At 51.7% G+C, this 14,079-nt stretch carries 15 protein-coding genes and 1 pseudogene; 7 read left to right on the plus strand and 9 right to left on the minus strand.

What is annotated here, in order from left to right; genetic code table 11:
- Positions 1-57: 57 nt before the first annotated feature.
- From betB to EGK14_RS16205, 4 genes are all read right to left on the minus strand, one after another.
- On the minus strand, positions 58-1,515 hold the full coding sequence (gene betB / locus EGK14_RS16190; RefSeq protein WP_125290146.1) for a betaine-aldehyde dehydrogenase: 1,458 nt from the start codon (positions 1,513-1,515) through the stop codon (positions 58-60).
- 26 nt (positions 1,516-1,541) lie between these two features.
- The gene (gene betI, locus EGK14_RS16195; RefSeq protein WP_125290130.1) at positions 1,542-2,138 is read right to left on the minus strand and encodes a transcriptional regulator BetI; all 597 of its coding nucleotides are present in this window, start codon (positions 2,136-2,138) and stop codon (positions 1,542-1,544) included.
- Positions 2,139-2,899: 761 nt separating this feature from the next.
- Complete coding sequence (locus EGK14_RS16200; RefSeq protein ID WP_125290131.1) at positions 2,900-3,910, minus strand: NAD(P)-dependent alcohol dehydrogenase; 1,011 nt, start codon at positions 3,908-3,910, stop codon at positions 2,900-2,902.
- 723 nt (positions 3,911-4,633) lie between these two features.
- Positions 4,634-5,044 carry an ASCH domain-containing protein gene (locus EGK14_RS16205; protein ID WP_125290132.1) on the minus strand — a complete coding sequence of 137 codons (411 nt, stop codon included), beginning with the start codon at positions 5,042-5,044 and terminating at the stop codon, positions 4,634-4,636.
- A 292-nt stretch (positions 5,045-5,336) separates the two neighbouring features.
- Between EGK14_RS16205 and EGK14_RS16210 the strand changes: the two genes are divergently transcribed.
- Entirely contained in the window at positions 5,337-5,954 is a 618-nt protein-coding gene (locus tag EGK14_RS16210; protein ID WP_125290133.1) for a TetR/AcrR family transcriptional regulator, read from the plus strand.
- A gap of 318 nt (positions 5,955-6,272) precedes the next feature.
- Here the strand turns inward: EGK14_RS16210 and EGK14_RS16215 are convergent, their stop codons facing one another.
- From EGK14_RS16215 to EGK14_RS16225, 3 genes are all read right to left on the minus strand, one after another.
- A complete protein-coding gene (locus tag EGK14_RS16215) occupies positions 6,273-6,518 on the minus strand; it encodes a hypothetical protein (protein WP_125290134.1) in 246 nt (81 codons plus the stop codon).
- A gap of 139 nt (positions 6,519-6,657) precedes the next feature.
- Positions 6,658-6,948, minus strand: coding sequence for a hypothetical protein (locus EGK14_RS16220; RefSeq protein WP_125290135.1), 291 nt, complete (start codon positions 6,946-6,948; stop codon positions 6,658-6,660).
- A gap of 82 nt (positions 6,949-7,030) precedes the next feature.
- Entirely contained in the window at positions 7,031-7,510 is a 480-nt protein-coding gene (locus tag EGK14_RS16225; RefSeq protein WP_233598516.1) for a hypothetical protein, read from the minus strand.
- A gap of 131 nt (positions 7,511-7,641) precedes the next feature.
- Between EGK14_RS16225 and EGK14_RS16230 the strand changes: the two genes are divergently transcribed.
- A complete protein-coding gene (locus EGK14_RS16230; RefSeq protein ID WP_125290136.1) occupies positions 7,642-8,322 on the plus strand; it encodes a DUF3313 domain-containing protein in 681 nt (226 codons plus the stop codon).
- Between the two features lie 658 nt (positions 8,323-8,980).
- Positions 8,981-10,321 (plus strand): glycoside hydrolase family 28 protein, encoded by a 1,341-nt coding sequence (locus EGK14_RS16235; RefSeq protein ID WP_233598517.1) that lies wholly within the window; start codon positions 8,981-8,983, stop codon positions 10,319-10,321.
- Positions 10,322-10,386: 65 nt separating this feature from the next.
- Here the strand turns inward: EGK14_RS16235 and EGK14_RS16240 are convergent.
- Positions 10,387-10,841: pseudogene (locus tag EGK14_RS16240) on the minus strand (IS30 family transposase); the annotation flags it as partial.
- 204 nt (positions 10,842-11,045) lie between these two features.
- On the opposite strand from EGK14_RS16240, the gene EGK14_RS16245 reads away from it, so the two are divergent.
- Both EGK14_RS16245 and EGK14_RS16250 read left to right on the plus strand, forming a co-directional pair.
- Entirely contained in the window at positions 11,046-11,432 is a 387-nt protein-coding gene (locus EGK14_RS16245; protein WP_125290137.1) for a helix-turn-helix domain-containing protein, read from the plus strand.
- Positions 11,433-11,694: 262 nt separating this feature from the next.
- The gene (locus EGK14_RS16250) at positions 11,695-12,219 is read left to right on the plus strand and encodes a hypothetical protein (protein WP_233598518.1); all 525 of its coding nucleotides are present in this window, start codon (positions 11,695-11,697) and stop codon (positions 12,217-12,219) included.
- On the opposite strand, the gene EGK14_RS16255 is transcribed toward EGK14_RS16250, so the two are convergent.
- Positions 12,216-12,650 carry a hypothetical protein gene (locus tag EGK14_RS16255; protein WP_125290138.1) on the minus strand — a complete coding sequence of 145 codons (435 nt, stop codon included), beginning with the start codon at positions 12,648-12,650 and terminating at the stop codon, positions 12,216-12,218. The genes EGK14_RS16250 and EGK14_RS16255 overlap by 4 nt on opposite strands.
- 412 nt (positions 12,651-13,062) lie before the next feature.
- Here EGK14_RS16255 and EGK14_RS21890 point away from each other — a divergent pair, with 412 nt between their 5' ends.
- Together EGK14_RS21890 and EGK14_RS16265 are read left to right on the plus strand one after the other, a co-directional pair.
- Entirely contained in the window at positions 13,063-13,428 is a 366-nt protein-coding gene (locus EGK14_RS21890) for a glycoside hydrolase family protein (RefSeq protein WP_370256454.1), read from the plus strand.
- Position 13,429: 1 nt separating this feature from the next.
- Positions 13,430-13,879, plus strand: a complete 450-nt coding sequence (locus EGK14_RS16265) for a hypothetical protein (RefSeq protein WP_125290139.1) — start codon at positions 13,430-13,432, stop codon at positions 13,877-13,879.
- Positions 13,880-14,079 lie beyond the last annotated feature (200 nt).

Raw genomic sequence — 14,079 nt, forward strand, 5'->3', positions numbered from 1 at the left:
TCCAAAACGCTGCGGCCTGCGCCGCAGCAAAAAAGTGTTATAAGCGCAAAACCGCCATCAAAACGCGGACGGATAGTCGCCCATTTCAATCAGTACGGATTTGGTGCGGGTATAGTGATGCAGCGTTTCCAGACCGTTTTCACGCCCCACGCCAGACTGCTTATAGCCGCCGACCGGCATTGGCGCTGGCGATTCGCCCCAGCTGTTTACCCAGCAGATGCCCGCTTCCAGCTGATGAATAACCCGGTGCGCGCGATTCAGCGAGGTGGTAAACACGCCAGCGGCCAGGCCGTATTCGGTGTTATTAGCGCGATCGATAACTTCCTGCTCGTCATCAAAAACCAGCACGCTCATGACCGGCCCGAAGATCTCTTCCTGCACGATACGCATTTCGTCGGTGCAGTCGGTGAATACGGTAGGCTCCACGTAGTAGCCTTTCGCCAGATCGCCTTCGGTGATACGGGAACCGCCTGCCAGCACGCGCGCGCCTTCCTGTTTGCCGATGTCCATATAGCTAACCACTTTCTGGCAGTGCTCTTCGCTGACCAGCGGGCCGAAGTTGGTGTCCGGCTTAGTCGGATCGCCGCACTTGATGCCGCGCATTTTTTCCAGCAGACGCTTTTCAAACTCCGCTTTTAAAGAGCGATGAATAAACACACGCGTGCCGTTGGTGCAGACCTGGCCGGTGCTGTAGAAGTTGGCCATCATGGCACCGTCTACGGCACGTTCCAGCTCGGCATCTTCAAAAATAATCAGCGGTGATTTACCGCCCAGCTCCATCGTGACCGACTTAAGGTTAGCCAGCGCCGCATCCGCCATCACGCGTTTGCCGGTGTTGACTTCGCCGGTAAAGGAGACTTTGGCGATTTTCGGATGCTGGCTCAGGCCCTGGCCGACGCTTCCGGCGCCCTGCACCACGTTAAAGACGCCGTCCGGCAGACCCGCTTCGGTAAAGATTTTCGCCAGCTCCAGCGCGGTAAGCGGCGTTACTTCGCTGGGTTTAAAAATCATGGCGTTGCCGGTGGCGAGCGCGGGCGCGCTTTTCCACATGGCGATCTGGATCGGATAGTTCCAGGCGCCGATGCCCGCGCAGACGCCCAGCGGCTCGCGGCGGGTATAGACCAGCGCGCTGTCGCGCAGCGGAATGGACTCCCCTTCGACCGCTACGGCCAGACCCGCGTAGTATTCCAGCACGTCCGCGCCGGTTACGATGTCCACCGCTTCCGTTTCGCTCAGCGGTTTACCGGTGTCGGCCGTTTCCAGCGCGGCCAGCTCGTCGTTACGCTCGCGCAAGAGCGCCACGGCTTTTAACAGTACGCGGCTACGTTCAACCGGCGTATAGCTGCGCCAGATGCGCTGGCCGGCTTCGGCGGAGGCGACCGCGCGATCGATATCCTGCTGGCTGGCCGAGGTGATTTCCGCCAGCACTTCGCCATTAGCGGGGTTGATGGTGGTAAATGTTTCGCCTTGACCCGCTTCTTCGCGGCCATTGATGTAAAGTCCACGGCGTTGCATATCGGCCATGTCTCCTCCTTTAAGGGTTAGGTTGCCGGGCCGGAAAGCCACAGCGCAAGATTTTGGTAGCAAAGCTGACGCGCATCGAGCAGGCCCTGGGCCATCGGCTGGGGCGCCAGCGTCATGCGCAGCCACAGGCCGTCGATCAGCGCCGCCATGCTGGCGCCTGCCGCTCGCGCCGCGTCAATCGGCAACGCTCTGGCGAACTGCGCCGTCAGGTTGGAATGCAGTCGGCGGTCGTTAATACGCTGCAAACGCTGCAGGTCAGGCTGATGCAGGCTGCTGCTCCAGAACGCCAGCCAGGTTTTCAGCACCGGCCCGGCAATCTGCGAATCGTCGAAGTTGCCGTCGATAATCGCGCGGATCTGCGCCTGCGGATCGTTAACCGCGACGCGGCGGTGATGCTCCACCGCCCTGTAGAGATCCAGCAGGATCTGGCGCATACAGGCGTCCAGCAGGCCGTTTTTGTCGCCGAAGTAGTGGCTGACTATCCCCGTGGAGACGCCCGCCTCTCTGGCGATCAGCGCCAGGCTGGCATCGGCCAGGCCGACCCGGTCTATTACCGTCAGCGTCGCATGAATTAACTGCGCCTGGCGGATGGCTTTCATTCCAACTTTTGGCATCGCTTAATCGGTTTCAGCTATTGAATGAGAAAGATTATAGACTTTTTATATTGAACGTTCAATCAAGAAAAAATCTACAGGCGTGGAAACGTGATGAAAATTAACGAAGCAGCAACGTGAGGTTTTCAATTAACCAGCTGTATTTATGGGATTTATTTGCGGCAGGCGTTACTTTTAATGTTAATAAATGAGCGAGCCGCAACGGGCGTAAATGCGCTGTAAAGAAGCCTTTTTCACAGCCTGCCGAACGGGCCAGCCAGGGTTTTAGCGCGGCCACACGGGCTGGTGTTCAGCCCGGCGAACCCTCTGCCGGGCCGTGTGCAGTTTTTAATCAGGAGCAGGTATTGGTGCAGCTGGCGGGCTGGCCGGGGCGAACATGTCCCTGGCGCGATGGCTAACCCGCCGTCCGTGCCGGTCGCTAATCTGCACAAACCGCTTCTGGGTCACCTTTCTGCCTACACTCGCCAGTCTTGGCGTTTATACCTTCATTGCGCGCATACTTAAGGAAGCGTTCATGTGAATGTTATTACGCCTTACTTTTGGGCGTGGGGCATTAGCGAAATGATAGCAAGCTTCAGTGTGGGCCATGCGATCGACTGGTGTAAAAAACCCGCCATTTTGCTGTTAATAGCCAAAACAGAGGATCCACACAGGCCCCTCTGTTTTACAGCGTTTGCTGCCATAGCGATCGATCTGTTCAAACCATATTGGCTCTGGACTCTCTATACAGGCGCTTACATCCTGCCGTTATTTTTAAGCTTTTACAGAGTAATAACAATTTTGCCGGTGTGGTTTTTCTCCTGCATAAAGCGCCAGGCTTCTACCGTATCGTCAAACGTAAAAATCCGACTGATTAAAGGACGAAGTTGCGCCCGGGAGATAGCCCGATTCATGTCTTCAAAGTCTTCACGCGAGCCCACACTCATCGGCATAAGCACTGCACCACTTGCATAGATGTCCATAAAGTTCAGCATGCTGTTGCCTTCGGAAGCAAAGCCAAGCAGGATAATTTCGCCTCCTGGCTTACAGGACTTTATGGAGTTAGCTATGGTTCCTGGCCCCCCAACTTCCACAATACGATCCACGCCTCTGCCTTCCGTCAATTCTCTGACCTGGTGATACCAGTCGCTATGCTGTGTGTAATTAATAATATGGTCAGCGCCCTGCTCACGCAGTAGCTGCTCTTTCTCCTGAGTTGAGGTCAGGGCAATCACTTTTACGCCCAGTAGCTTTGCGAATTGCAAGGCGAACAACGATACCCCGCCCGTGCCCTGAATAAGAACCGTCTGGCCTGCTTTAAGCTGTCGCGGTTTCATCAGGCTGTTCCACGCAGTGACTGCCGCACAGGGCAAGGTGGAAGCCTCTTCGAAAGAGAGATGTTGCGGAATGGAGACCAGCGCTTCCTCGCTAATAACTTTATACTGCGTCAGCCATCCATCTTCTTCCAGCCCCCATGCCCCTCTTCCGGTATCCTGAGTTAAGGTGCCAGCCTGCCAGTTAGGGAAAAATATGCCTGCGACCCTGTCCCCCTTATGGAATCTGCTCACATCACCACCCGTCTCGACGATTTCACCAGCCCCGTCAGATAACGGGATCAGTCCTTTGCGTGGAGAAAGCGTTCCTTTGCCAAAGAGCATTGAGAGATCGCGGTAGTTAAGGCTACAGGCTCTGACTTTGACCAGCACTTCTCTTCGGGATGGTTTCGGCTCGTTTTCAATACGCATATTAAGGGCGTCCAGACTACCAAAGCTGTTGATGCGAAAACATTTCATAATAAAATCCTGTGCTTAATATTTGCAGCATTAACTTTAGACGACTCAGTGAAGAAGATGATGTGTATTTTATATGTTGAAGATACCATCAGCGCTGATAGAGCAATTATCATTTGCGAAAGCCTTTCGCACTGGAAAAGCAGGAAACACAGCATCTATTCAGCCTGACCACTGAGCGAAGCCTTTTTATAATGGAAGCCCGGAAGGTGGTATTTGTTCCTGTTACGGACGCTATAAAGAGCATTCTGAAAAGGACGCCCTGCTCGTGTTCGTCTGCCAGGCCTGACCAGCTCATGCAAGGCGACCTACAACAACTGGTTGGCCCTGCCTGAAACTGGCAGAGGATGCCTGTATGGAAACGCAGGTTATACCGTTCAGATGCTTACCTGCCTGTTGGATGAAATGCCGTACGGGCGCTGCCATTTTTCACCATCAGGTGTGGACGCCCAATGCGTCATTAATCTCACCACGCAGAAAGGCACCCTGAGCGTCAGCAAAAGCATATTTTTACCTGACCACCGATGAGTCCTGACATGGCAATAAAGACTATCTCAATGCTGGAATAGATACATAAAGAGCGGTCAGGACACCCTCAGCAAACAGAGAAATCTGCGTCCTGCTTTAAGGCCTACTTTTCGTTCACCAATATTTGCATACGTGTCCGCTATCTGCCGGAAGCGGGCATATGCGAAGGGCAAGGAATTAAACGCCAGAAGGTTTATCTTACAGCACCTCAATTACCTCAAATTCTTCTGCGACCAGCGCCATATCGTCAGAAAAATGCCCTTCGCGGGTGAAAAAGCGCTGATGCTCTTTCTGCCAGTATTCAAGGCTTAAATCGCCCTCACCTTCTTTGCGGGCAAACGCCTCAGTAACGTCACAAAAACGCACCAGCCGCATTGAAACCAGTCTGGTCACGCAGACCGGGACGTTCTGACCATCAAGGATGATGTTATAGCCCCCAATCTTCGGGGCAGGCTCTTCCTGCTGGTAAGAGGTAAGCGATCCGCAGGAGGCCGTTTTGATCCCTTTTTTAATCAGGTCAGCAAGCTGGCTGGCCAGTTCCGGACTGTCGCCCATTTGCCAGGCATCTGCGCCTGGATACTTCGCTTTTAATACCTCAACTGTAGCCATTAGCAGCCCTTTTTAAACGTCGATGAAAATTGTCATACAGGGTTTTAGCATGAACTGTCCGGACATTAACAGTGAGGCTTTTCCTTTGGTATTGCGATCCGCTGTTCGCTCACGGTAGACGTTAGCCTACATATAGTCAGCTATGTACCGGATACGAACGTTGCAGAGTCTGTATTCCATTAATCATGGGGAGCAGTTCACAGTCAGCAGTCTGGATACTGAAAGTAAAAATGCACGCCTTTAATGAACCGGTTGGTTCTGTTAATATAAGCCTGTTTAAGGGAGAAACCACATGCGAACACTGACTGAAAAGAAACGTACTGACATCCTTAACGCCGCCACGACCGTCTTTCTCGGGCAGGGGTACGAACGCGCATCTATGGAGGCCGTGGCCAAAGCAGCAGAGTGCTCCAAAGCCACACTCTATAACTATTTCTCCTCCAAGGAGAGCCTTCTTGACGCCGTCGTCAGGGCCTACGGCACCAATTTTTTGACGCGCGCGGCGGACGATATTCACACTAAGGACAGCCGTCATCTGCCCCTGGCTGACAGGCTGCAGCGCTTTGGTGAGGGTATGCTGGGTGCAATGACATCGGACTGGAAGGGGCTACAGCTGTATCGTATGGTTATCGGCGAGGCTGGACATTCTGATATCGGCGATATTTTTTATGAGTCCGGCGTCCGTGAAAGCATGAACGCGCTGGCAGAGCTGATGAAACAGCATATCGAGGCTGGTGACCTCGCTCCCGCCCGCCCCGACCTGAGGGCGAAACAGTTTTCTGCGCTGGTGAAGGCCGAGGCTGATGAGCTTTTTCTCCGCTACAGTATGCCCGTTTATACCCCCGAAGATATCAGCGCTATGGTGAAAAGCGCCGTAGCGGTATTTATATCGGGCGCATCCCCACGCTGAGCTGGCGGGCAGAGACGGATTATTCACCATATGCGGTTGACTAATCTCCGGATATATATAAACTGATACGTACAGTTTAATTATAGGGGTTACGTTAATGCTTAATCGTTTCATTATGATAGCGGGTCTGGCCGTGGGTTCGCTTATGCTGAGCGGCTGCGTTTCTTTATTCTGAGGGGATGACATGCGTTTTGTTTACAGCCTCGTTACTGGCATGACCATACTGCTGCTTAGCGGATGTCTTGCAATCGGCAGCCACATCTGAACCTTACAAGCCCGCCTTACGGCGGGCTTTTTTTTGAAGCTGCCCGCGCACGGCTAAAATGATAACTCCGACAGCATGAGCACATTCAGGGTACTGATGGCCAAAGCCACCAGAATTTCTGCAACGAGCAGAGCCATCAGCAAGTTCTGTGAACTCCCCGGGCCCCCTCCGCGTATTCGCCCCCGGCGGGCTTTCAGGCGCCGGATATTGACGATTTCTGTTATATTAATGATGATATGCCACCACACAATCATGACCGTCACGACGAGAGCGCCAAATAAAACCACAAGGCTTGGCATGCTCCAGTCCGTTTCTGAACCAGCCTCCCGCAATCCCTGACAGCTTTTCCATCATTATATTCTTCTGCATGTAAAGTCTTCGCTTATGGGTTCTGAAAACGCGTGTCCCTACGAACCAGGCCAGATGCTGCGGGAAGTTTCACCAGAGGGTGACGTCGCCGAGCGCCAGCAGCAGCAGCACAGATAGCGCATCAACAATGAGGCATTCCACTACCAGAAATATTCGCACCAGTCCTGATGAGGCCCCCCACACCCTGACTGCATAGTATCCTGCGCGACGCTGCCCGAACCGGCGCAGACGACGCATTTCCCTGAGATTGCCGACGGTTCTGAGCAGGGCAAATGCCAGGGTTAGCAGCATGGCCCCATATACGACCCATTGCCCCGGCGAGGTATTTTCCAGCCCATTGGCTATCAGCCAGCCGTTCATCAGCTGACCCGGACGTCAAATGCGGTAAGAATGACGCCGGTAATAAAAACAAGCCCCGGAACGGCCCGGATAAGCAGCACCTTCATACTCCTGCACCCGCCGCATAACGCCGCAGAAAATCAGTTGTTCTGCGCCTTACTTCTTTACGGAGCAGCGCCTTATTCTGCTGAAGGCCAGCCATCAGGCTCCGCAGCTCCTCCGTAAGCTTCAGGTAGTCATGAGCCATTTCGGCAGAGGGCCGGCAGCGCAACTCTCCGCGCAGCATTGCCGTATCAATAACGCTGCGCGCATAGTCCGCTGCCGGTGTAAAGGCGTCTCGTCCCGGACCATCAAGGCTGCTGCTGCCTTGATCATATTTTTGCAGCGTCAGCATCATTCTTATCAGCCTGCGCCGCACCGGCAGACCGGAATAACGGAGCGGCAGACTCAGGATAAAACAGGCGCGCTCAGCACTCACTTCCCGCATGGGCTCCGGCATGCCCTCCCCCCTTAATACCGGCGTAATGGCCAGCCGGGAACGGAGCCAGCCTGCGATGCCTGACGACGAAACTTCCGGGTTCAAATAAAGCATTCCGCACTCCTCATGTAAAAGTTACCGACACGCCCTGAAACATTTTCTTGACAGAGTCAGGATAAACCATATTAACTATACCGTACAGTTTATTTATATCAAAAAGTAACCGGAGAATATTTATGGTTTGCCTTACAAAAAAGCTGTCCCGTACGCTTATCCTGACCGTCGCCATTGCCGCCGCAGGGTGTTCGTCCACGTCACCGGTAAAATATTCCGGCATTGAGGCCACGTCGCGGATGACGCCTAACACGGCTGATGACAGCGACCGGATCCCCTTCCGCTACGCCACCCCGGTTGACTGGAGCAAATACCGCAGCGTCACCATCGATCCCGTTGAAATCTATGGCGGCAGCGACGCACAGTTTAATGACCTGTCTCAGGAAGACCGGCGCAATCTGGCAGGCTACATGCAAAAGAAGTTTGCCGACGTGCTGCGCGAGAAATTTACCGTTAACGCCAGCGGCGGGAACGGGCCTTCTCTCCGGCTTAAGCTGACGCTGACCGGCGCGGACACGACGCCACAGGTCGTGGGGACCTTTACCAAATTCGACCTGGCAGGCGGCCCTTATAATATCGTTCAGTCTGTGCGAGGCGGGCGCGGGCTGATGAGCGGTTACGTCAACTATGCAGTGGAAGTGAAAGATGCCGCGACCGGTGAACTCCTGCTGGCCTACGTGGCGGAACAGTATCCTGATGCTATGAACGTGGGTGCAACATTTGGCTCAATGAGCGCGGCAGAAACAGGGGTGGACAAAGGCGCAGAGCAGCTGCTGGAAAAACTGCGCCAGGGCAGCCGATAACCCGAACATGACTGCTCGTGGGCATGGGCTCCTGTCAGCATAGCTATCGCTGCAATGACAGGAGATGGTTTCAGGCATAAAGCTATCCTCGCGTCAAAAAGGGCTGTGTTATGAATTCCCAGGATCCGCTTTTCGTTCATAGCGGATCTTACGCCCAAACCGGTCCGCTTTGTGCCAGGAGCGGACATTTCCCCGAGTGAGCCAGTGCACAAACCAGTACAAAAATCCTCGGCGTAAATTTACCTAACCTCATGAAATTTAGAAACAGCCCGTCATTTGCCTAATCGTTACAGGGCAAAAGCACATATCTGCTAACCGATTCTGCTGCGTATACCTATAACGGTGTTTTTCTTACTCTATAAGTGACGTATGGCAACACAAGAGCATGAGTTATCAGCCGATCGCAAGGCGCATTCATTGCTTGCTCATGCCAGCGGGAAAGAGGACTGTGTCGGCAATGCAGATATTGGCCTTGTGCTTCACGGAAGCGGAGAAATCATTGCTAAAAGCGGGGACGCTTAAGAAGGTGAGTGAAGTTTCTGTCTGGGCGATGTGAATTGGGTGAAGGTGGTGACGTATTAGGGTCGCTATGTAGCATGCAACGGGCACATATCGCCCTGAATGTCAGGCTTTTAATTGTTTAATCTGTTGAGGGTGTATGAATAAATCTCTGATGACACTGGTCTGCTGTGTATGTTTTTCATCTTGTATAGCGCAAGCCGCTTCTACAGTCTGTCTTCCCCAGGATTTTGGAGGTAAAGCTGATGGAAAAAACCTGAATACCCATGCCATTCAACAGGCTATTCAGCAATGTAGTCAGCGTGGTGGGGGAACAGTTCAACTGTCACCAGGGCTCTGGTTAAGCGGCCCGCTGCAATTACAAAGTAATATCACGCTGCAAATTGATAAAGGAGGGACGCTGAAAGCAAGCAATCAGGAAGGGAAATTCATCTCAGCGTTTATTGGGCAACCCGCTAAAGAGAATGAAGCCTTTATCTTCGCCAGTCACGTAAAAAATATCGCCATTACGGGGGGCGGCATACTGGATGGCGATGGAGAAAAAACCTGGTGGCCCGAAGCATTGAAAATTCGTGGTGAAGTGAGAGGGGGGAATAAAAAAGCCTTCACCGACCGCTTTCCAGGAGTTCCTTTAGCGAATGGCGTTCCCCGTCCCTGGTTTGTCGAATTTAATGATGTCACCGGAGGGAAGATTCAAAAACTGCATCTGACTAATTCGCCAATGTGGAACATTGTTATTCGCAATAGCACCGATATTCATGTGAGCGATGTGAAGATTAACAACCCTGTCACTTCGCCGAATACTGATGGGATAGATATCGTCTCTTCCCAGAATGTGACGGTTTCAAATATGGATATTTATACGGGCGATGACAATATTGCCATTAAATCCGGGTTAGTTAATGGCACGGCAGCCGCCTCAAAAAATATCACCATCAACAATTCCATTATGCGTGAGGGGCACGGTATCTCTGTGGGCAGTGAAACCGCTAACGGTATTGGCAAAGTGACTATCACGGGCGTGACATTTCTGAATACGGAAAATGGCGTGCGCATCAAATCAGCCAGAGACAGGGGCAACACTATCGGCCCGCTTGTCGCCAGCCATCTTACCATGACCAATGTGACTACGCCGATCCTGGTGACTAACAGTTACAGCGGCCAGGCGGGGGCACAGGGGCATACGCTAACCCAGCCTATAAAAACGGCCCCGGTGACGGCATCAACGCCGAAAATCAAAGGGATAACCATCTCAGATTTGGTCGCGACTAAAGCGACTTATGCCATGATTTTCAGCGGTCTGCCGGAGTCCCCAATACACGATGTCGCGCTAAATAACATTAAGATTGATGCCCGTTATGGCGTGCAGGCAAGGTATGTTACGGGGGAAGGCGATAACCTGAACATTTCCGTAAAGGAAGGATTGACGATGGAAAAAGGCCCCGATGCAACCCTAAAATTGAAACGCGGAACAGATTAACGCGATGAATGAGGGGGTGGGCTGCGTCATCTGACGGCTTTTAATGTCTGCTTTGTGCTGTGAGTTCAACCGATGGATGCAACCCATTGGTTAAAACGCTCTGCGCATAGTCTAGTGTTTCTCTTGGCCTCTCGTTGAGCTGCCTGGCAACACTGTTTAGTCTTTGCTGGCTGTGAACAGATAAGTCAGTTCCTTTTGGAAAATACTGCCTGAGCAATCTGTTCGTATTTTCATTGGCGCCGCGTTGCCAGGGAGATTGAGGATCGCAGAAGTAAACATGAATATCTGTGGCTACAGGAAACCGGGTGTGGCTGGTCATTTCAGCACCCCGATCCCATGTTAATGTTTTATAAAGCTCAGCCGGTAATTCCCGGGCTTGTTTGATGAGTACAGATATAACCGTTATTGTCTTGTTGTCCCTGACTTTAGCCAGCATAACAAAACGGGAATGACGTTCTACAAGGGTGACGATACAGGCGTTTTTAGAGCCCTGGATCAGGTCCCCTTCCCGGTGACCTGGTCTTTACCCTGCTTACGCAGCTTATGCCCCTGCGATTCAGCCAGCGCGGCAAGGGACACACTGCGCTTCAACTCGTCCAGTTCTCTCTGCGGGATGCGGGGCATGTCACAACTCCTGTCAAAAACCTGTCAATTGTAAAACAGTAAAAATAACTCCATTGCAGAGTACTCTATAACAGAGTTATTCAGAACAGGGAGTATCATCATGGCAACACTGACACAACAGCAACGTAATGCCATGAACAGCAGAGATGAACAGTTTTTCAGTGCGTTGGGTGCGCGGATCGCGCTGGCGAGGAAGGAACTTCAGCTGACACAGCAGCAGCTGGCCGAACAGCTGGGTATCGCTCAGCAGACAATGGCGCATTACGAAGGCGGGCGGCTGAAGGTTTCGGCTTCACTGCTGCCGCAGCTGGCACAGATCCTTAACCTGTCGCTGGATGAGTTGCTGGGTCTGCCAGCCAGGCGTACATCGAAGCGTGGCCCGACCTCCCGGCTGGAACAACAGATCGAAGCGATCCGGCAGATGCCGATGACGAAGCAGAAGTTTGTGACGGAGATGCTGGATAACGTGATTGGTAAAACAGAGTAGTTAACAGACGCGGAACTGAGGTGCTGTAACACCCCAGCCCGCTGACCACAAGCAACTAAGAAGGAGTTGATTATGGCTGCGCAACATCATAAGCCAGAGACGTACACACCCTCAACCCGCTGTTATACTGTGGGTTATGTCAGTGACGCGAAGTATCAGCCGGTTCCGTCCATCACGCTGAAGGGCCACTGGCTACTGGCTGGAAGAGGCGGGATTTGGGACGGGGACACCGGTTAACGTGCGGGTGATTCAGGACTGCCTGATGAATAATGCCATCGTTAACGGCTACCTGATGGAAAAGTCCGGGCTGTTCACGCTATTGCGCGTGCTCGATACCGAAGACTTTGCCTCTATGGAACGTACAAAGCGGAATTCTGAAATTCTGCGCGGTGCGGCATTTTTTGCTGACCTGCCAACAGCGGATGAGCTGCCAGCGGCGACCAAGCCGGTGGCGTTAACCATTGAGACGCTGGAACGTGAATTGCTGGATGATAACGGTTTGCTGGCTTCCGTTCCCGCTGCTGAGCGTGCTGCTTTGCTCGAAAAGGTAATGACCAAATATGGCGTTGGCGGTAATGAGCCACCAGCAACAGAAACCAGTTTAACAGCGCCAGCTGAGCAAATTGAGGACAACAGCGGTGCGCCTGTGGCCGCGCAAGCTACATCTGATTCAAAGCATGGCCTGGGCCCTAAATCGGCGCCGCAGTTAGCTGAAGGTGAAAGCGAGTCGTCATTACCGCTGGCGAATAAGAAGAACGCACGCAACCGTGTCTTTAAAGGTGCCTAACAGCTTAGTCCTGACCTCTTCTTTATCAGCTCGCGCTCGATAGACATGTATAAGGCCCTGAGATCTTTCAGGGCCTTATCTTTTTGTCTTTTGGTCTGCTTTTTCCACGGCCTTTCCAACCCCTCATGCTTTCGGACTATCGCCGTTTTACTGATGTCAGTCTTACGCCCGTGGCGGAATTTAAAATAGGTACATTTAATCGCCTTCAGGTGAAAGGTGCGCGGTCGCACTTCATCATTCATCACGCACTCTGCCTGATCGGACATATAAAAGCCCCGGAGCCGGATGTAGATGTCATAATTTTCAACTAAAAGGTGTGGGTAACGCTGAGAAAGGATCGTGGTGAGTTCAGGCGCTGAAATTGGCCGGTTGATACTGAGCATGTAATCTGCCACTTCCGCACTGTTTATGCGTGGGCGCGCTTCCGCCATTTATCCCCCCTGTGCTGCGCCATTATGCCTGTTTAACTAATAGTTTATATGGAGGGATTTTAATCCTATTCCTGAGGTTTTATCAACCTGATAGACAAATAAAACTCATAAATGCTAAGGGATGGAGTAATAACCTTGCTCTAATATACTAATTAATGAATTATTGTATAAATAAGCAATTAGGTATTGAATTCTTAGTACTTTCAGCTGATTGCCTTTATGTTGACCAAAAAGTAAAATGATTCACTCCAACCCATAACAGGAGAACGTAAATCTTATGGCCGGGGTTAATGATTCGATTTCTTTCAGTACAAAAGGATATGGCTAGCTACGGATACGCGAAGGCGTAGTCTATCGCTACTACAACGACCTGGGGCCTCATGCGGGAAACTGTACGTGGGGAGTAGGAACGCTGGCGCACTTTGGGGTATGTACGGAAGAGGAACTAAAGACACACGTTACAGCACAGGACGTTAATACTGCGCTGGCAAGGCACGTCCATAAAGTCGAACAGTATGTTCGTCGTAAAGTTAGGCATCATCGCCTTACACAAGCTCAGTTTGATGGCCTGGTTTCCTTCACTTACAACGTATCTAATCCGTCTTCAGTTATGGAGGCAGCCGATCGCGGCGATATGAAAGCGGTGTACGATAAAATGCTGCAATACATCTATGTTTTCAAACATGATGCAAAAGGTCATAAAATCGGAAAACCCAAAATTTTGCTCCCCTTGTATAAAAGAAGGCTGGAAGAAGCCGCACCATTCAGGCAGGAATAATATGCTTAAAAAATTACCACTCGTTCTATTGCTGTCATTGTGCAGTGCCACTACGGCATTCGCCGGTAGCGATCAGGAAATGGATTCTCGCCTGGATACACTGATGGGCGCTAATACGCATCAGCATTACCACGATTTTCTAACAAAGCTCCAGAAATCGGTTGAGAAGAAAGACAAAGAAACCGTTGCTTCAATGGTCGATTATCCACTTACCGTCACTGTCGCTCATAAAGAAATCGATATAGCTGATAGTCGGGATTTTGTTAAACATTACGATAAAATCTTTAACAACCGCCTAGTAAAAATCATTTTAGGGCAGAAATATGAAGACCTGTTTGCTAAAGACACAGGGATCATGGTCGGCCCGCATGGAGAGCTATGGTATAGCGGGATATGCACGGTCAACGACTGTAGCAAATTTGATATTAAAATAATGCAAATCAATAACTAACCATCCATATGGTGCCTGAATAGATACCTTTTTGCGTTGTTGAGCAAAAGCGGCCGTCAGCATTAACTGGCGACCGTCATTTTAACGCTTACTCAGGGGCTTTGTTGCAAAGATTGGGGAGAACCGGCCGTCGATGTTGTCGACTGACCTTACATTTCAAAGACCCGGTTCACCAGACGCATCTCACCCTGGGGATGACC

The sequence above is a fragment of the Erwinia sp. 198 genome, from assembly GCF_003937915.1.
GTDB classification, from domain to species: domain Bacteria; phylum Pseudomonadota; class Gammaproteobacteria; order Enterobacterales; family Enterobacteriaceae; genus Erwinia; species Erwinia aeris.